Source organism: Cyclobacterium amurskyense (assembly GCF_001050135.1).
Lineage (GTDB): Bacteria > Bacteroidota > Bacteroidia > Cytophagales > Cyclobacteriaceae > Cyclobacterium > Cyclobacterium amurskyense.
Genome location: NZ_CP012040.1, coordinates 1,203,801 through 1,222,918 on the forward strand (window position 1 = coordinate 1,203,801; position 19,118 = coordinate 1,222,918).

Annotated in this window: 20 protein-coding genes; 8 read left to right on the plus strand and 12 right to left on the minus strand. The window is 37.7% G+C overall.

All coding sequences use genetic code 11. From position 1 onward, the window contains the following. Window positions 1-39: 39 nt before the first annotated feature. The 7 genes from CA2015_RS04760 to CA2015_RS04790 form a co-directional block, all read right to left on the minus strand. Window positions 40-927 carry a hypothetical protein gene (locus CA2015_RS04760; protein WP_048640867.1) on the minus strand — a complete coding sequence of 296 codons (888 nt, stop codon included), beginning with the start codon at window positions 925-927 and terminating at the stop codon, window positions 40-42. A gap of 69 nt (window positions 928-996) precedes the next feature. Beyond that, window positions 997-2,112 (minus strand): molecular chaperone DnaJ, encoded by a 1,116-nt coding sequence (dnaJ, locus tag CA2015_RS04765; protein WP_048640868.1) that lies wholly within the window; start codon window positions 2,110-2,112, stop codon window positions 997-999. A 6-nt stretch (window positions 2,113-2,118) separates the two neighbouring features. Then, complete coding sequence (locus CA2015_RS04770; protein ID WP_048640869.1) at window positions 2,119-2,688, minus strand: nucleotide exchange factor GrpE; 570 nt, start codon at window positions 2,686-2,688, stop codon at window positions 2,119-2,121. An 80-nt stretch (window positions 2,689-2,768) separates the two neighbouring features. After that, window positions 2,769-3,758 carry a GTPase ObgE gene (obgE, locus tag CA2015_RS04775; protein WP_048640870.1) on the minus strand — a complete coding sequence of 330 codons (990 nt, stop codon included), beginning with the start codon at window positions 3,756-3,758 and terminating at the stop codon, window positions 2,769-2,771. Between the two features lie 118 nt (window positions 3,759-3,876). Further along, entirely contained in the window at window positions 3,877-4,449 is a 573-nt protein-coding gene (locus CA2015_RS04780; RefSeq protein ID WP_048640871.1) for an adenylate kinase, read from the minus strand. Window positions 4,450-4,476: 27 nt separating this feature from the next. Then, a complete protein-coding gene (gene hpt / locus CA2015_RS04785; protein ID WP_048640872.1) occupies window positions 4,477-5,013 on the minus strand; it encodes a hypoxanthine phosphoribosyltransferase in 537 nt (178 codons plus the stop codon). Window positions 5,014-5,091: 78 nt separating this feature from the next. Next, the gene (locus CA2015_RS04790; RefSeq protein ID WP_048640873.1) at window positions 5,092-6,009 is read right to left on the minus strand and encodes an aminopeptidase; all 918 of its coding nucleotides are present in this window, start codon (window positions 6,007-6,009) and stop codon (window positions 5,092-5,094) included. Between the two features lie 175 nt (window positions 6,010-6,184). Between CA2015_RS04790 and CA2015_RS04795 the strand changes: the two genes are divergently transcribed. From CA2015_RS04795 to CA2015_RS04810, 4 genes are all read left to right on the plus strand, one after another. Continuing rightward, window positions 6,185-7,459 carry an OmpA family protein gene (locus CA2015_RS04795; RefSeq protein WP_048640874.1) on the plus strand — a complete coding sequence of 425 codons (1,275 nt, stop codon included), beginning with the start codon at window positions 6,185-6,187 and terminating at the stop codon, window positions 7,457-7,459. Between the two features lie 71 nt (window positions 7,460-7,530). Then, complete coding sequence (gene upp / locus CA2015_RS04800; protein WP_048640875.1) at window positions 7,531-8,178, plus strand: uracil phosphoribosyltransferase; 648 nt, start codon at window positions 7,531-7,533, stop codon at window positions 8,176-8,178. Window positions 8,179-8,192: 14 nt separating this feature from the next. Continuing rightward, window positions 8,193-9,119, plus strand: coding sequence for a calcium/sodium antiporter (locus CA2015_RS04805; RefSeq protein WP_048640876.1), 927 nt, complete (start codon window positions 8,193-8,195; stop codon window positions 9,117-9,119). After that, window positions 9,116-9,574 carry a hypothetical protein gene (locus CA2015_RS04810; RefSeq protein ID WP_048640877.1) on the plus strand — a complete coding sequence of 153 codons (459 nt, stop codon included), beginning with the start codon at window positions 9,116-9,118 and terminating at the stop codon, window positions 9,572-9,574. Before CA2015_RS04805 ends, CA2015_RS04810 begins: the two co-directional genes overlap by 4 nt. A gap of 48 nt (window positions 9,575-9,622) precedes the next feature. Here the strand turns inward: CA2015_RS04810 and CA2015_RS04815 are convergent, their stop codons facing one another. From CA2015_RS04815 to CA2015_RS04835, 5 genes are all read right to left on the minus strand, one after another. Further along, entirely contained in the window at window positions 9,623-10,579 is a 957-nt protein-coding gene (locus CA2015_RS04815; RefSeq protein WP_048640878.1) for an FKBP-type peptidyl-prolyl cis-trans isomerase, read from the minus strand. 28 nt (window positions 10,580-10,607) lie between these two features. Continuing rightward, on the minus strand, window positions 10,608-11,939 hold the full coding sequence (locus CA2015_RS04820) for an outer membrane beta-barrel protein (protein ID WP_048640879.1): 1,332 nt from the start codon (window positions 11,937-11,939) through the stop codon (window positions 10,608-10,610). Continuing rightward, the gene (locus CA2015_RS04825; protein ID WP_048640880.1) at window positions 11,920-12,468 is read right to left on the minus strand and encodes an RNA polymerase sigma factor; all 549 of its coding nucleotides are present in this window, start codon (window positions 12,466-12,468) and stop codon (window positions 11,920-11,922) included. The genes CA2015_RS04820 and CA2015_RS04825 overlap by 20 nt, the downstream gene beginning before the upstream one ends. Window positions 12,469-12,838: 370 nt before the next feature. Next, window positions 12,839-13,849, minus strand: coding sequence for an IS3 family transposase (locus CA2015_RS04830; RefSeq protein ID WP_048640785.1), 1,011 nt, complete (start codon window positions 13,847-13,849; stop codon window positions 12,839-12,841). A gap of 2 nt (window positions 13,850-13,851) precedes the next feature. After that, window positions 13,852-14,244, minus strand: coding sequence for a hypothetical protein (locus CA2015_RS04835; protein ID WP_048640786.1), 393 nt, complete (start codon window positions 14,242-14,244; stop codon window positions 13,852-13,854). A 631-nt stretch (window positions 14,245-14,875) separates the two neighbouring features. Between CA2015_RS04835 and CA2015_RS04840 the strand changes: the two genes are divergently transcribed. The 4 genes from CA2015_RS04840 (at window position 14,876) to recJ (ending at window position 19,116) form a co-directional block, all read left to right on the plus strand. Next, the gene (locus CA2015_RS04840; RefSeq protein ID WP_048640881.1) at window positions 14,876-15,610 is read left to right on the plus strand and encodes a hypothetical protein; all 735 of its coding nucleotides are present in this window, start codon (window positions 14,876-14,878) and stop codon (window positions 15,608-15,610) included. Between the two features lie 68 nt (window positions 15,611-15,678). Beyond that, entirely contained in the window at window positions 15,679-16,557 is an 879-nt protein-coding gene (gene lipA / locus CA2015_RS04845; RefSeq protein WP_048640882.1) for a lipoyl synthase, read from the plus strand. A 149-nt stretch (window positions 16,558-16,706) separates the two neighbouring features. Next, window positions 16,707-17,303: an SPOR domain-containing protein gene (locus CA2015_RS04850; protein ID WP_048640883.1), complete on the plus strand. Its 597-nt coding sequence runs from the start codon at window positions 16,707-16,709 to the stop codon at window positions 17,301-17,303. A 109-nt stretch (window positions 17,304-17,412) separates the two neighbouring features. Next, a complete protein-coding gene (gene recJ, locus CA2015_RS04855) occupies window positions 17,413-19,116 on the plus strand; it encodes a single-stranded-DNA-specific exonuclease RecJ (RefSeq protein WP_048640884.1) in 1,704 nt (567 codons plus the stop codon). Window positions 19,117-19,118 lie beyond the last annotated feature (2 nt).

The following is a 19,118-nucleotide window of genomic DNA, read 5'->3' on the forward strand; positions in this document are numbered from 1 at the left end:
ATACATTATTATGAATGGAAAATTGTCTCCAAAAACTAATTATTCCAAAGATACGGAACCCACTGAAACATCAATTAGAAAGACCATTAGATTTTTAGCTTCTTTGCTATACCCCTTACTAACATAAGTTTTATCAGCAATTTTTTTCAAATTGAAAGGCACCTTGGTTCTACACATGGCTGTTGATTTGATCTTTATCAAATAAGGCAAATCCTTCGGAGGTAATTTTATATTTACTGAACCTGCACCCACCATGGTATGGATTTGAGAACGGCCAGCCATGGTATCATTAAAAGTTAAATTAACAGAGCCATAGTTGACATCAAACATCAGCAATTCGGCATTTGAAAAGTGAAGGTCATTGGCATATACAGAGCCCATATTGATTGCCACAGCTAGGGTATCCATACTCACAGAGTTGGAAACCTGACTGGCATAGTTTAAAAAAACATCTGCAGAGGCAGTTTTGACAATGCAGTTGGACACGGGAAGGTTAGAGAAATCTAAACGAGCCTTACCTATCCCAAATTGAAAATGCAGGTCATACAAGTAATTCGGATCCAAACCCACCTCCCATTTGTGGTCAAAATCATCATCTCCACTTGAAAACAATCTATAAGACAGGTTTTTACTTAAGCTCTCAGACTCTACATTCTTATGTTCAAGCTGTGCCGAGAGCACACCATCTGTGAGACTATGGGTAAATGAGGGTAAAATATTGACTTTCCCAAGCTCTGCATCTACATACAAAGGGACTCCATGATAGGATCGATTTATATGAGACACACCTTTATAACTTGAGAAGTCAAGACGCACCATATTGATACCACTTTGTTCCTCAACTTCAAAATGACGCAAGATTTGGGCATCAGTTGAAATGACAACAAATAGGATACAACATATCGATATATTTAATTCCTTAAACATAGGGAATTAATACGATAGTCGATGGAAAAGGTTTTTAAAAAGAAATGGCCAAATGCTGGCCATTTCTTTTTAGAAAAATTCTTTAACTTTATCAAATATACTTTTCTCAGAATTTCCTGGATTTGGTTTGAAATTTTCAGAATCTCTTAGTGATTCCAGCTTTTCTCTTTCTTCTTTGCTCACTTCTTTAGGTGTCCACACATTAATATGTATCAATTGATCCCCTTTACCGTATCCGTTAAGCTCTTTAATCCCTTTCCCTTTTAATCTCAGGATTTTTCCTGCTTGAGTTCCTGGATCAATTTTGATTTTAACTTTACCATCTATGGTTGGCACTTCCAAGGAAGCTCCAAGGGCCACATCAATAAAGCTCAAGTATAGGTCATAAACGACATTATTGCCATCTCGAACCAATTCTCCATCTTCAATTTCTTCAATAAGGATCAATAAATCACCTGCTACACCACCAGGTACTTCATTCCCTTTACTGGATAAGCTAAGTTGCATACCTTCAGAAACACCCGCAGGTATATTGATAGGAATTATTTCTTCCTTCACTACCAAACCATTGGCATTGGCATTTGGCGGTCTTTTATCTACAATCTGTCCACTACCTTCACAAGTAGGACATGTACTTGCTGACACCATCTGACCTAACATGGTATTGACCACTTTCTTAATTTGTCCTTGTCCTTGACAAGTAGAACAGGTTTTGAAAGTTACGCCATCAGCAATCATATGACGCTTAACCTTGATTTTCTTCTCTACTCCATGAGCGAGTTCTTTAAGATTAAGTTTTAATTTTACCCGAAGATTGGTTCCTTTTCTAGTTCGTCTGGAACTTCGTCCCCCTCCACCAAAAAAAGAATCAAATCCACCTCCGCCACCAAAGATGTCTCCAAACTGAGAGAATATGTCATCCATATTCATCCCACCGCCGCCACCAAAGCCGCCGTTGCCACTGACACCCTGATGACCAAACTGATCATAGCGTTGTTTTTTCTCCGGATTACTCAGAACCTCATACGCTTCCGCGCCTTCCTTAAACTTGTCTTCAGCAGTAGGATCACCTGGATTTTTATCTGGGTGAAATTTAATGGCCAATTTTCTGTAAGCCTTCTTTATTTCTTCCGGGCTGGCATTTTTTGCTATTCCCAGCACTTCGTAATAATCTCTTTTAGCCATAAGTTTTTAATTTCCTATTACCACTTTTGCAAATCGAACTACTTTATCAGAAAGCATGTATCCTTTTTCAACAACATCTACAATTTTTCCTTTCAGATCCTCAGAAGGGGCAGGGATTTGAGTGATTGCTTCGTGATATTCTGCATCAAAAGCTTTCCCTACCAAATCATCCATAGGCTTCAAACCTTTGGATTCAAGAACCTTACTTAATTTACTATATATCAGTCTGCTACCTTCCTGGTCATTGCCTTCTATTTTAAATGATCTTTCAAAATCATCTAAGACGGGAAGGATTTCCTGAATTATGTTCTTGGAAGCCGTATCAATCATTTCCAACTTCTCCTTTGCTGTTCTCCTACGAAAATTCTCAAACTCAGAATAAAGTCTGACATACTTATCTTTCAGTTCTTGATTTTCTTTTGACAAACTGTCCGACGCATCTTCCATATCAACCGATTCTTCGTCTTTTGTCTCTTCTTGGGAATCCTTTTTCAGATCTTCTCCATTTTTAAGGTTTTCAACTGTATCTGGCTGATCAAGACCTTGATCCATTTCTTCATTCACTTTATCTGTCATTATTCAATACGTTTATCAACAATCAATCTCTCTTAAACAATTAACTTGCCATACTATAGAAATATGACATTCTGACATATTTACTGCAATGCCCTCCATATCAAATCCTTAAGGGCTGGCAATTGAAAACCTGTAACCGAAGAGAAAAAGAGGTGAGGGATACCTTCAGGTATCTCAGGCTTCAGTGCCTCCATTAGTTCTTCATCCAACAGGTCCGCTTTTGATATAGCCAAAATTCGCTTTTTATCTAAAAGCTCTGGATTGTAGCGTTTGATTTCATCCAATAAAATGGCGTATTGTTCACCGATATGATCTGCATCTGCAGGTACTAAAAACAAAAGGATAGAATTTCGCTCTATATGTCTAAGGAAACGAAGTCCTAAGCCCTTCCCTTCAGCAGCGCCTTCTATAATACCTGGAATGTCAGCCATCACGAAAGATTTCCCATCTCTATAATCGACCACACCTAAATTAGGTATCAGAGTGGTGAAGGCATAATCAGCGATTTCAGGTTTCGCAGCAGACACACTTGCCAGTAAAGTTGATTTACCTGCATTTGGAAAGCCTACAAGACCTACATCTGCCAAAAGCTTCAGTTCCATAATGATCCATTCCTCTATTCCTTCACCTCCAGGCTGAGCATAATGCGGGGCCTGATTGGTTGAAGTTTTGAAATGGTCATTACCCTGACCACCTTTACCTCCTGGAGTCAAAATAAATTCTTGTCCATCTTCGGTGATTTCACATCTGACCTCACCAGTTTCTGCTACCTTAGCAACAGTACCGATAGGCACCTCTAAAACAACATCATGTCCATCTGCTCCTTTTCTTCTTCCTCCTTCTCCATTGTTTCCTCTGTCCGCAATGACATGTTTTTTGTATTTGAGATGTAAAAGTGTCCATAGTTGAGCATTTCCTCTCAGAATAATATGCCCCCCTCTTCCACCATCACCACCATCAGGTCCCCCTTTAGGGACGTGCTTTTCTCTTCTGAAATGTACTGATCCACTCCCTCCTGCTCCAGATCGGGAACAAAATTTCACATAATCAATAAAATTGGATCCTGCCACTACTTATTCCGTTTAATATTATTGCTTTAATTTTCATCCTCAACATTCAACTTTTGGATGAAAAGAAAATGGCCAAGCTTGTAGGCTCAGCCATAAAATTATTATGCAAAGATAGTGATTAATACTTATCTACAACAGCACAAATTTTTTGAAAGATTTCATCGATGGCACCAACACCATGAATTCCGGAGAACTTACCCTGCTTTTGATAATAATTGGCAACAGGTAAAGTCTCATCATTATAAACTTTAATTCTATTTTTAATTTTTTCTTCATCCTGATCATCTGACCTACCTGAAGTCTTTCCTCTTTCTTTAAGACGGTTTTTCAATTCTTCCTCAGGCACTTCAAGAGCCACCATGCCAGAAATGGCTGTCCCCTTTTTTGTCAACAATTCGTCAAGGGCTTCCGCTTGAGCTACAGTACGTGGAAAACCATCAAAAATAACCCCATTGGCATCCAATGAATGGTTTATCTTATCTTCTACCATACCGATTACTACTTCGTCGGGAACAAGATTCCCCTCATCCATATATTTGCGGGCCAACTTTCCTAAAGCGGTACCTTCACCCAAGTGCTTCCTGAATAGATCTCCGGTAGATATGTGTTCAATATTGTATTTTTCTATCAACTTTTCACTTTGGGTCCCTTTACCAGCTCCGGGAGGGCCAAACAAAACGATATTTAACATAAGTGTAATTTTAATATGAATAGAGTGTTAATTATTTTCAACAATTTGGTAAATATCACGTAAATTCCTGCCTTGTCCTTGGTAATCCAGCCCATATCCTACCACAAAAAGGTCGGGAATTTCAAAACCTACGTATTTGATCTTAATCGGTTTGACTAATACATCAGGCTTAAACAATAAGCTAACAAGCTCCACACTGCTTGGCTGCTCCTTATTAATCATCTCCAAAAGGTGCGCCATACTATTGCCGGTATCTACAATATCCTCTATAATGATCACGTCTTTTCCTTTAAGAGACTCATCCAAACCGATCAAATCTTTGACACTTCCTTGAGATTTCAAGCCGGAATAAGAGGCTACTTTAATAAAACTGACAGACATCTCAACAGAAATTTCCTTACAAATATCCGACATAAACATAAAACTACCGTTCAAAACAGCCAAAAATATAGGATTTTTTGTCTGATAATCATTATTAATGGAGGCAGCAAGTTCTTTCACCCTCTTAAGAATGACTTTTTCTGTAAGAAAGGGCTCAAAAAATAAATTTTTTAACTTAATCATTCTTTAAAGGTGAGTTTCCCGGATGATGTAAAGGGATTTAGGTTTTATCAATCTAAAATAAGTACAAATTCAAATCCCTTACAAATATTGCATTAAATATTGATACAATTTAAACATGCTCTCCATATCTGAAATAGCCACTTTCTCAATTGGCGTGTGTGGATTTTCCTGTGGGGCCCCTATAAAACACCAATCAATTGGATAAGGACTCATTTGAATCTCTCTTCCATCACTACCACCATAAGCTTCTACTTCCAACTGGAAAGGGACATTTGCATCCCTTGCCAAATCAACAATTCGATTTATAAAGGTTTTACGAGGGATATAGCTATCTCTCATCGAAATAACGGCACCTTTATTAAAATGAATCCCATCAGTTATCCAGGTGACATCGGCAATCAAGGCATTTCTAATTTTCCAGTTTTCATAAATAAATTTTATTAAATAGGGAATCGAACCACCTCCATGTTCCTCATAGGTACTAAAAACAAGGATTCCATTTTCTAAGGTTTCACATAATCTTAGTAAGGTACAAACCCCTACTCTATTGTCTAAATAGGCTGCTTGAAGAAATCCATCTTGCAGAACAACCTCCTGTTCAAAGGAAAGAAGGGTCCCTGTTTCAATTTTTCGTGGGAAATCATGAAACACATTCCCATCGATCTCTTTTGCCTTACATCTGATAAGGCCAGCTTCATCCCTACCAACTAACCATACGCCATCCAAAAGTTCTGGACCACCTATAGGTACAAGTTGATTTTCATATCTAGCGGTAAAACCCACCGTATCCATATGGGAAAAGACAACTGTTTTAGGTTTTCCAAAAACGAGAACAATATTGTCATGAAATTCTTCTCCAAAATGAATTTCAGGAGTAACTTTCCAACTGTTTTTACGTTTCTCGATATATTGCAGTATAAAATTGGAAAACCTTGATTCATCACCGGAAACGCTATCTAAATGAAGAATTTCTTTTAATAAATTTATAAATGGCATAGTTTATGTTAAATATTTTTTTAAATTTCGGGATCAAATTAGTTTTTATTGAAACAATTGAGATAGATGTTTAAAGTTCCCGTAAATTAATATACATTTGTATCATAAACCGAGTAAAAATCTAATAGCAATCAAAATCAATTAAAACACTGAATGTTGTAAAAAATTTTTTATCATGAAAAAAATAATACTATCAACACTAATGGTTGGTGCTTTAGCTGTAGGTGCTAATGCTCAAGACGACTTCAACAAATGGTCTGTAGAGGTTAATGGAGGGTTCAATAAGCCGATGGCTCCAATCACGCCGGGTTATTTCTCACCTACACTAAACCTTGGACATGCCGACCTTGGGGTCAGGTATATGTTTAATGAAAAATTTGGAACCAAATTAGATTTTGGTTTCGGTAGCTTTAAAAATGCTAGCGATACTCCTGATTTTTCTTCTAACTATTACCGTTTGAACCTACAAGGTGTTGCCAATATTGGCAGAATAATGAATTGGGAAACTTTTTCTCAAACTTTCAACCTATTAGGTCACTTTGGTGGCGGAATAGGTCAACTTACCCCTCAGGAAAACCAATTTACTGACCTTAAAGATCGTCAGTATAATATAATTTCCGGAATGACCCTACAGGTTAAATTAAGTGATCGCATCGCTCTAACAGGTGATGTAACCAATTTAGTAGCAGGACGTCAGGACGTAAGTTTTGACGGTGAATCAGCAATTAGGCCAGGTGCTAACAATGGCTATTATGGATCAAATGCTGTTTGGTGGACTGGTACCTTGGGTCTTACTTTCTATTTAGGGGGTAACGACACACATGCTGACTGGTACATCAGGGAAAACAAATATGCTACTAAAGACGAATTGGCTACTCAGATCGGTGAGATCAAGGACATGCTAAAAGACTCTGACGGTGATGGTGTTCCTGATTATTTGGACAAAGAGCCTAATACTCCTGCTGGAGCAAGAGTTGATTCTCATGGTGTAACTATGGATTCTGATGGTGATGGTATTCCTGATCACTTAGATAAATGTCCATTCGTTCCAGGTCCAGCTTCATTAGAAGGTTGTGCTCCAGATGATACCGAAGAAGTTGACTACCTAGCTAAAGCAATAAACGATCAGTACGTAAACGTTTATTTTGCTTTTGACAGTGCTAAACCACTTGGTTACTCTGCATCTTCTGCAAACTATGTTGCTAACTTCATGAAGAGAAACCCAGGAGTTCAAGTAGAACTTAAAGGTTATGCTGATGAATTAGGTCCTGAAGATTACAATATGAAACTTTCTGAGAAAAGGGCTAAATCTGTATATGATTTAATCATTGCCTCTGGAGTTGATGCATCTAGACTTTCTTACAAAGGCTATGGTGAAGATACTAGCGTAGATAAATCTTCTGCTGATGCTAGACAAATGGCAAGAAGAGTTAGTTTCGAGATCCAATAAATAGGCATCTTACATAATATTTAAAACCCGATCTTAAAAGATCGGGTTTTTTTGTTTTACTTTGTCCTACCATGTTTATCCTTAATCATAATAACTCGATTGCAAATCAATATCTGGCCGAACTTCGGGACATAAATATCCAGAAGGACCGTATGCGTTTTAGGAAAAATCTAGAAAGAGTAGGTGAAATCCTTGCCTACGAGCTTTCCAAGAAATTGCCTTTTTCCCCTGCTTCTGTCCCAAGTCCTTTCGGAGAAGTAGAAACCAAACTTTTAGCAGAAAAACCCGTAATCATTGCTGTATTAAGGGCTGCTTTGCCTTTCTATCAAGGCGTATTGAATTTATTTGACCATTCTGATAGTGGCTTCATCGGTGCCTATAGAAATGAGAGCGATAGTGATTCAGCAATAGAAATCACCTTAAATTACCTTGCAGCGCCTGACTTAACAAACAAAACGATAATAATGGTCGACCCTATGCTTGCTACAGGCAAATCAATTTTAAAGAGCCTTCAAGCCTTGAATGGAAATGGCATCCCTAAACAAATTGAAATAGTTAGTGCCATAGCTGCTCCTGAAGGTATACAGCATATTCAAGAAAATCTAGATCTTCCACACCGGTTTTGGATCGGAGCCGTGGACGAAAAACTAAATCATCAATCCTATATTATCCCTGGATTAGGGGATGCAGGGGACCTTGCTTTTGGTTCAAAAATTTAACCTTTTCTTTCAAAATGAGTTATTTAATATTAGCTGCGGGCTTTCTGGTCCTGCTATTGGGTGGAAAATTTCTTGTTGATGGAGCCTCTGCGATCGCCGCTAGACTTGGGTTAAGCCCTGGATTAATTGGCCTAACCATTGTTGCTTTTGGCACCTCTGCCCCAGAATTATTGGTAAGTGTGACTGCTGCATTGAAAGGTTCAAGTGATATAGCCATTGGCAATGTCATTGGGAGTAATATTTCTAATATCACCCTGGTTTTAGGAATAAGTGCAATCATATTCCCTATTTATATTCAAAAATCAACGCTTAAGCTGGATTACCCATTTACATTAATTAGCTCCGTCATTTTTTATGCAATGTCCTTTAGTGGGGTAATTTCTTTCTTTGAAGGAATTATTTTATTCTCCTGCTTTGTTGGGCTTAATTGGTATTTTTTCAAAACAATAGAAAGAGTTGAGTTTACAGAAGATGAGGCGATACAAATGAAAAAGAAGTCGCCTTGGCTTGCCGTATTACAGCTTTTAGGTGGTGCCGCTGGTTTATATTTCGGCTCTGAGTTAGTTGTAGGAAATGCTTCATTGATAGCCCGAAATTATGGGGTAAGTGAACGAATTATTGGCGTAACAATTATCGCAATAGGTACAAGTTTACCTGAATTGGTAACCTCCGTTTTAGCTGCATTAAAGAAGGAAACTGAAATGGCTTTAGGAAATATTTTAGGGAGTAATATTATGAACGTTTTCTCTATTATAGGCATTACAGCTTTAATTAAGCCTATCGAGGTTGCTACAGACTTTATATATACTGATTTTATTTGGATGTTAGCCTTTACAATCATACTTCTTCCAATAATGCGGATTGATTATAAAATCTCCAGATTAAACGGCCTTACTTTGTTCTTAGGTTACCTACTTTATATCTATTTCATAATATCATGAATGAGTACCTAATTACATTCGCCGGAATTTATTTCCTTTGTCTTTTTAAATTTATAGCCGGACCACTTCTTGGAGCAGCGGCAGGTTACGGTTTACTTGAAATAGTAATTGTAACAGTTTCTGGTATGATGACATCAGTGATTCTTTTTACCTTTTTAGGAGAATGGTTTAAAACAAACTGGACCATCATAATTAAAAAAAAGCAAAAGCGTTTCTCCAAAAGAACAAGAAACATCATTAAGATTTGGAAAAAATTTGGCATTTGGGGAATTGCTTTCCTGACTCCCCTAATATTGACACCAATAGGGGGAACAGTCGTATTGACTTCATTTGGCATCGCAAAAAGAAAAATTCTGTTTACAATGTTAGTAAGTGCTTTTTTCTGGGCCTTTGTATTTGGATTAAGTATAGAGGAGCTATTGAAAATCCCATTTCTAAAAAGTTTATGGACATAAAAAAAGGGCTTGTAATTCAAGCCCTTTTTTTATGTATTAAGTCCGCTACTAATTCACAGACAGTATTTCTGCTTTAAAAAGAATGGGCGTAAAAGGCTTCACAAGATCAATTTGTTCTCCCATATTTACCAAGTCTTGACGAATAGCTGATGGGAATATTTGAATTGATTGATCGTATGCATTAAAAGAAGTAGACAAAACTTCAATCTTCTGATCAGGCAAAACATCAATTAAAGATTTATTTAAAAACTCCAATCCTGAGTTTCCTATAGAAACAGTTGTAGGCTGATTACTTTCATAAGATTCAAATACAGGATCTTCCTCTCCCAGTTCAAATAATTCAAAATCTACTGAAACGTTACTTCCAAGTTTGGACTCAGTCTCTGTATCATCTCCCTCAGTAACTGTACGCATATAAACACCTTCTGCAACTTCTACAAAACCTTCAAGTTGTTCTGCTGCGATATAGTCCGCTATCATTGTTTCTTCACGCTGCATCAACTCTTCTTCAGTATATTTGGCTGCATACTTTAATTTAATCACCAAATTGGATGAAGGAAGAATTAAAGTTTCGAACCCATAATTCCCAAAGGCAAGATAGGATGGTGAATAAACAGTTAATTCTTCACCAACTTTAGCTAGACCTGAGGCATAAGTAATGGATATTGGCCATAAGCCATCCTGACTGTATTTAAATATCCGTGGTTCCTTCGTTTCATCCATATAAGAATCAATCAATTGTCCATCGATGGTTTTAATTTCATAATACACCCCTATAAAATCTGCATTTACAAATTGCTCTCCATCAGGATTTTCAACAGTTTTAGTGTAATAATACCCAGATTGAGCCTTGGTAGCAACAATGCTATTGCTCGCAATGTATTCTTCTAAGATTAGGTCATCCCTTTCCATTGCCAACTCTATATCAGAAACGGATTCTTCAAGACAAGATGACATCAAGACAATCAGGCCAAGTAGCCAAGTAAATTTGTTCGTTAAAATCATGGTGATTAAATAATTAAAGTTTGGTTTGTTATTTATTATTAAAATTAAAATTCATCCTCAGATTCACTCCACCTATAGAAAACTGCTGATCTGCAAAAGTAAGTCCTCCCAATGGCAATTTATAGAAAGGTTCAAAGGAAATATAAAACTCTTTGTTTAATTGATATTCATAGCCAAATGAAAGATTCAATAGTCCGGCTACATCCGTACTACTCTGCCCAGATTCAGGAGTAAAAACATTACTAAAGCTCTGCACTGTTGGGGCGTATTCCAATGCCCCATTGAAACTATTGGCATTGAAAAGGGACTGCGCCTGATAAGACTCTACGGTGTTTTGAGTTAAATACACCATGCTAGACAAGCCTGTAATCAAATACATACCCGTCTGCTTTTTATCATAAAACTTATATTTCAAATTCACAGGTATATCTAAAGAGGCAAAATTGAGTTGGTAATCAGTATCAATAATATTACTATTGCTCTTTAAGGCCTCTGAAGAAGGAGAAGCATCCATCATTTGATCCATTCTATGATTATTTTGCGCTCCCATGCTTTGATTGGCATAAGCCAAACCAACGTCCAGTTTTAGCTTTCTACTTAAAGAGATCTCAGACATTATTCCAGCCCCTAAATTCATTCCTGAAACAGGATTGGAGCTGGCTTGAGGGCTCACCATCAAGCCCAGCTTAAAGGATTTGGGGGTTTTGGCTACTTGATCATTTTCCGAGCTAGAAGACTTCCAAATATCTACTAAATACTGAGCCTCAGAGGTGCTCATGGAAACATCTTTCCCCGTATTAATCGCTACGGTTTGCTCCGCTCCTCCTTCTAAACTATTAAAACGCTCAGTAATTCCAGCCTGAAATTCGTCCCAGGTTTCAGTAAAGGTTTCTATAAAAACTGAGTTTGATGCTTTACCTGTCTCAGGGATATTTTGAATAGGAGCTCTATCTACAACACTATCTTCACCAATATTGGATAGGGCCGTAGATCCTGTAAGTGGAGCTACCTTACCATAACTCGAATCATTTCTTGAACTGATTGTTGGGATTTGAAGCACTTCAGCTTCATCTTTTTCACTTTTATCGAAAAAAGGAGCTTCATCCATAATCACCGCATCCGTTATAGATTTCACCTTTTGATCAATTTCCTGTTGCTTAGGAAAATAAAAGAAAAAGAACAATAAACTAGCAGCAATACCTGCTGTCATAAATGGCCAGTAGATTAGCCATGCTTTCTTCTTAGGCTTAAAATAAGCATCAGAAAACTTTTCCCATTCTTTTGGATCAAATGGCTCCTCGTGATTATTGAAGGAGGCTTTAATTTTCTCCGCTAGCTTCTTATCGAACTGCTCCTTCATTCTTTATATGATTTAATGCAATAATTTTTTCTCTCAATTTCTCCTTGGCTCGCGCTAAATAAGTCCTACAAGTACTTGAGGGGATCCCAAGTTTTTCGCTTATTTCGGCATGCCTAAACCCCTCTATTTCATACATATTAAAAATCACCCGCAAAATATCAGGCAATTCTTCAAGGCATTTTAAGATGTCATCTTTAGATAACTCATCGATAATATCAGGATCGTAAGTCTCAGCATGAGCTTTATCAATATCCATTACTGCCTGATGTTTTAAGTTTTTCCTGTAATAGTCGACCGAGGTATTAATAATTATTCTACGAAACCAAGCCTTAAAAGAATTCTCTAAACAAAATTGATCAAGTTTATCAAAAGCCTTCATATAACTATCGTTTACGATTTCACACGCCTCCTCCCTATTACCAGAATACCTTAACGCAATACTCATGGCATAGCCATAAAAGTGCCGATAAAGCCTTTCTAACGATTTTTTATCTCGCTTTTGTGCTTCTTGTATGAGATCTTTCTCCAAAAGCTTTTGTTTTACTGGGTCGATTCAAAACCCATACGTTACCAACTCACAAAACGCTACAATACTTGCCAAAAAATTTTCATTTTATTTAATTGAACAATTTTTTAGCCCCCACAAACCCAACCAAATGAACCTAGAAGCTTATTGATTGTATCCATTTCATCAAAAATAGACTCCTAAAAAAGACTTAAACCCGAAATATGCAATAGACAATCTATTACGTGCTGAAATCGCTTTAAAATCAGCCACTTCGTTGCTGTTTTCAATTTCACCATAGCGGTGCTATGTTAAAATCTCCAAACAGCCTGATTGTCTCGTCCTGAAAATGGTTGACACTTTTGTTTTTCAAATATAGTAAGTGTTTTAATTTCTAAGAAGTTTCATTTAACTTACAGTACCACGATAAAGCGGAGGCAAGCTCTGCTGAGGAGCAACTTGCCAAGGAATAGTCGTTTGGTCCGATAGCGTTGCTATTTTCAGACCGGGCCTTGACAGGTTCGGTCTTCTTTTTCCAATTATATTTCTTTCCAATAACGCGTTCGGTATCATGCCTTGTAAAACCTTCGTCATGTACTTGGTTAGGTGTTAGATTTCCTAAACTCTCGTGTGGTCTCATATCATTATAGATTTTGATAATTTTAATGATGTATTTTTTCGGGTTGATATTTGTTTCTCCTGCAATATCCTCCAGCCACTCTTCCTTTAGGATTCCATTTACTCTTTCCGCTATGGCATTTTCATGTGGTGAAGCGGGCTTCGTCATACTGATCCAAACTTTCTTCTTTTTCAATAGGTCGGTGTAATCATAACTGCAGTACTGTACCCCACGGTCCGAATGATGGACAAGGGAATAATGGTTAATGTTTTCTTGAGACTGGAAAGCCACCTTCAGGGCTTCAAGTGCTGATTCAGCCTTCAGATCCAGAGAAAGATTCCAGCCCACTATTTTCTGGGAATAAGCATCCGTAATAAGATACAGATACATGACTTGCCCATTTAGTAAAAGGTAGGTAATATCGGAAACCCATAACTGGTTGGGCCTGTAGACAACCATGTTTTCTACCAGGTTATGGTACTTCCTAAGCCAATGATGGCTTTGGGTAGTGAAAAACTTCCTTTTTCTTTTGGTTACTAATAACCCGTTCACTCGAAGCAAATCAAACAGTTTATCCCTGCCTATCTTGATTTTCATTCCTATTAGGTCTTTCTGAATCAGAGGGTTTATCTTTCTCAACCCCCATCTGGATGTTTTGGCCTTCTTTCTGATCTTTAAAACAAGACTCAAGACCACCTCTTCCTCAAATGCCCCGCGGTAAATATAATTTAAAGCTTTATAGTAGCCCTGCCTGCTCTTGCCAAACAATTCACAAAGTTGGGCCAAACTTACTTTTGGTTCTTCTTCTCTGAGTCTTTGAACTGTTTGGCACCAGACTTTTTTTCAAGATCTAGCCCATATTCTTCTTTGGCAATATCTACCATGATCTGGTATGCCCTGCCCTTCAAACGGCTAAGCTTCAGCTCTTCTTCAAGTTGCCTTATACGGGCTTTTAACTCACTATTGGAATCCTCTTTTATTGCCATGTTTTTTAAAATCGGAAGAGGATCTTTAGGAAGCCTTCTTTCAAGACCAGCAAAAATCCTCATCCATTCCAAGATAGCGGATTTGCTTTTAATTCCATAAATATGCCTTGCCTGTTCTTTGCTTAAAGTACCTGAAAGTACTTCCATAACGATTTTTCTCCTTGCATCTTCGGAGAACTTTTGTAATTCACTCATTTTGTCCGATTATAGGTTTACAATTTTTAATTAAATTGTGTCAACCTATTTCAGTACACGACCGATTTTCTTGCGATTGCAACACTTCCCGTAAACACGGGACAGGCTTCACCCCTGACATTGTCAGGGCGGAGAAATCCTATTACATAATCTGGGTTAAAATTGTTACCCATTGATAAACCAAAGTTAACAACGAAAAAGGCGGACTTAAAATTATCCCCAAGTAATTAAGAATAATCATTACATATGGTCTAAAGGACAAAGCATTAATATGAAAACAGCCCTATTGTTTAAAACCCCTAGTATATAGCCTACTCTCCCCTTAACGCTTCTCACATCTTTAGCCTATGTCTAGTAATTTTGAGACTTTGCTATGGCTATTTCCTATTTACTTTTAAAGCCAAAAAAACTTCCTTTCTGCAGCAATCAATATTTGCAACTTACGCCACCCTTTTCTCAGGGCTTAAGATTTGTGTAGTAAGAGAATTTTATTGGTATCTTTCAAAAGGAAATAGACACTTATATCAGCAGCAAACGATGAAGCTTTTGCATGATAAACTTAATCTCTTTATTTTTAATACCTAATAAGTAACAATAAATGTAAATTTAGCGTTTAAATTGCTGATCATTTATGACTAAAGAAATGAAATATTTCCTATTCCTTGCCCTTCTTTTAGGTTCTTCTTTCAATTTATTGGCTCAAGAGGAGGAGTCCGGAGACTATGACTATGACAAAGAGGTTCTCTTTGGAATCAATAAAAATACCAACGGAGGTTTAATTGGCGGTGTTAGTTTTAAAATTGGTTCAAGGATAGATGACAATCTCTTTCAGTTTTTCAATTTGGAATTGGCCAATGTCAAAAACCCCAAGGAAGTCAGGTACCCATCAAATTTAGGGAATACGTATATTTTTGGAAAATCAAATTACCTCTACGCAATAAGGCCCCAATACGGTCGAGAAATAATCGCCTTCAAAAAAGCACCCCATCAGGGAGTCCAGATTTCATTCCTGGCGGCAATTGGCCCTTCCATTGGATTAATAGCTCCCTATTATGTGGAATATTACTATAGTCAATCAGACACAAGACGCCAGCAGTATGACCCTAGCATCCACCAAAGCAAGTGGGACATACTCGGTCCAGGGAGACTATTTGAGGGAATTGGCGATTCTGAAATTGCTTTTGGGGGAAATGCCAAAGCAGCAATAACTTTTGAATTTGGTTTTTTTAAGTCAAACGTAACAGGGCTGGAACTAGGGTATCAATTTGAGGGTTTTACCAAAGAGATTCCCTTGATGCCAACTACGGAAAACAGACAGACCTTCCAATCTGCTTATGTCACCTTATTCTATGGCTTTAGAAGATAGGTAGTAACATCCATCTTTGGGTTAACTCACATTTTATGATTAATTTTGAACGGACTTAAAAAACCGATATGATAGAATTACCGGTAATTTCTGAAGAACAAACCAGAAGAAAAAAACCGAATTGGTTGAGGGTAAAATTACCTGTTGGAAAAGAATATGCGCATGTACGCAAATTGGTAGACGAGCACAAGCTACACACTATCTGCGAAAGCGGCAATTGCCCTAATATGGGTGAGTGTTGGGGAGCGGGTACGGCTACCTTTATGATATTAGGAAATGTATGTACCAGATCCTGTTCCTTCTGCGCTGTAGCCACAGGAAGACCACCTGAGTACGACGAAGATGAACCAAGAAGGGTTGCTGAAGCAATTCAGCTAATGCAGGTAAAACACGCTGTAATTACCTCTGTAAACAGAGATGAGCTCAAGGACAAAGGCGCTGATATATGGTATAGAACAGTAGCTGAAACCAAGAAAAGCTCTCCAGAAACCACAATTGAAACCCTCATCCCAGACGTTAAGGGGAATTGGGAAGCCTTGTACCGAATGATTAGTGCGGGACAAGAAGTTGTTTCTCATAATGTAGAAACTGTTGAAAGATTGTATAGGAGAGTAAGACCACAAGCCAAGTACAACAGATCTCTGGAACAAATTAAGCTTACAAAGGAATTTGGCAAACGTACCAAAACAGGTATCATGCTAGGCTTAGGAGAAAAACAGGATGAAGTGCATAAAGCAATGGATGACCTTGCAGCGCATGGCTGTGATATACTTACACTCGGCCAATACCTGCAACCCACTAAAATGCACATTGAAGTTGCTGAATTTATTCACCCTGACCAATTTGATGTATATAGAGAAGAAGGACTTAAGAGAGGCTTAAAATATGTAGAATCCGGACCTTTGGTCAGATCCTCTTACCATGCTGAGAGACATGTAAACGTTTAAGCACCTTTCCTTGAATAACTTCCGATCAAATTCACTTGAATTGGTCGGAAGTTATGATTTTTCTTGAGATAAGAAGGATAATAACTATTTTTTTGTATCTTTTGACTGTCTATATCTTACAAAGAACTGGATTTTAAACGTGCCTTAAAATGACTTTTACCAAAACATTACTATTAGTAATAATCGCCACAGTTTTTTTTAACTGTTCCTCTAAAACTATTGGTGGGCTCACCAAAGAAGAGTATAAATCCTGGAAGCAACAAAAAAAGGAAATGAGTCCTGAAGCTTTCAAAGCCTTGGTTGAAGACAAGGACAGAATAGCACAAGAAAACAATTACCTTCTTGAAAAAATGGCCCATGTTGAGCAAAAGATCGCTGATAAACAAGGCGAAATAGATCGTTTGGCCCGTCAGGTAATGAGCATGAGTACTCAAAACAATCAAGGAGCAAATGGGAATTCAGAATCCAATATAGATGAGTGGCAAAAAGGCATTGTTTTTAAGGTACAATTGGCTGCTTTCGATGAATTTGACCTGAGAGACCTTACAGAGAATGGAAGTGATCTGAAAATCATTGATGAAGAAGGGTACATCAAGTATGTATTAGGCCAATTTAGAGACTACAAAATGGCAGATCAGTTCAAGAAAAAATTAAGAAAAATAGGCGTGAAAGAAGCCTGGATTGTTCCCTACAAAGACGGACAAAGAGTGCCTCTTAAAGATGTTCTCACTGAGGTGATCGACTAAACGATAAGGATCTCAATGTATGGACTTTAAGTAAACCTGTCAATTTTTATTGGAATTATTAAGGTGTTTTTTTAGTTGAATCGCCTGTTTGTTTTGTAATTTACACGCCATGGACTTTAGATGGAAACATAAAAGCAAGGCAGATTCGGAATTAGTTGAATACCTAAGCAATGAAATCAACGTTAACCCGACATTAGCAAATGTCTTGGTGAATCGTGGCATTGAGGATTTCCAACAAGCAAAAGAATTTTTCCGTCCCGATTTGGACAAGCTCCATGATCCTTTCTTAATGAAGGACATGGACAATGCCGTAAAAAGGTTACATGAGGCTATAGAAAACAAAGAAAAAATACTTATTTACGGAGATTACGATGTAGATGGAACCACTTCTGTGGCATTATTTTATGGCTTTATAAAATCATTTTATGACAATGTAGCTTTTTACATCCCCGACAGATACAAAGAGGGTTATGGCATTTCCGAAAAAGGAGTGCGTTATGCAGCTGAAAACAATTTCGGCCTCGTTGTATCGTTGGATTGCGGAATTAAGGCCATGGATAAAATCGCACTGGCCAATGAACTAGGTGTAGATTTTATCATCTGCGACCACCACACACCTGGAGAAATACTCCCTCAGGCCATTGCCGTTTTAGACCCTAAACGTTCAGACTGCTCCTATCCCTTCAAAGAGTTAAGTGGATGTGGAGTAGGGTTCAAACTTGTACAGGCTTACACAAAGTTTTTGGGGAAAAATCAAAACCACCTTTATGCTTTCCTTGATCTTTTAGTGATCAGTATAGCCTCAGACATTGTCCCCATATCTGGGGAAAACAGAATCCTTGCCTATTTTGGTTTGGAAAGATTAAACAACAATCCCAGACCGGGAATTAAAGCCCTAATACTTAAAGGAAAATTAGAGAAAGACATTAACATTACAGATATTGTTTTCAAAATTGGCCCAAGAATAAATGCCTCCGGGAGATTAGAGCATGCAAAAGCCTCTGTAGAACTATTAATTGCTAAAGATTTAGACGAAGCAGTGCGAAGGGCTGAACTCGTAGAAGACGTAAATGCTGCGCGAAAAAATTTCGATGAAAACATCACTCGTGAGGCATTAGAAATGATTGAAAGCAGGGAATTGGAAGAAGGTGCTTTCAAAAGCACTGTTCTATTCAAGGAGGACTGGCACAAGGGAGTAATTGGCATTGTGGCTTCGAGGTGTATAGAAAAGTACTATAGACCGACCATTATACTTACTGAATCAAACAATAAAGCTACAGGTAGTGCGCGTTCTGTATTTGATTTTAATATCTACGATGCAATTGAAGAATGCAGTGACTTGCTCGAGCAGTTTGGTGGTCATAAATATGCTGCAGGACTTACCCTAGCTGTCGAAAATGTACCAGCATTTCAGGAGAAATTTGAAGCTGTAGTTAGCGAAAGGATAAGTGAAATTCACATGAAGCCTATATTAGAAATTGATGATGAGTTGATCCTTGATCAAATCAATTATAAATTTTATAATATCCTCAAGCAAATGACACCTTTTGGCCCTGGGAATCCCGAACCTGTCTTTTGTACCAATCAGGTTTACGCCGAAAATGTACGTATCCTAAAAGACAAACATCTCCGCTTTGAAATCGTTCAAGATGGACAAAGCACAAAGCCAGTTTGTATTGGCTTTGGCTTTGCTGATTATTATGAGTTATTGAATAGCAAGATGCGATTTAATATAGCATTTGAATTAAGAGAAAATACATTTAGAAATACGAGCAGTTTGCAGCTTTACGTAAAGGATATCAAATTTGATTAAAC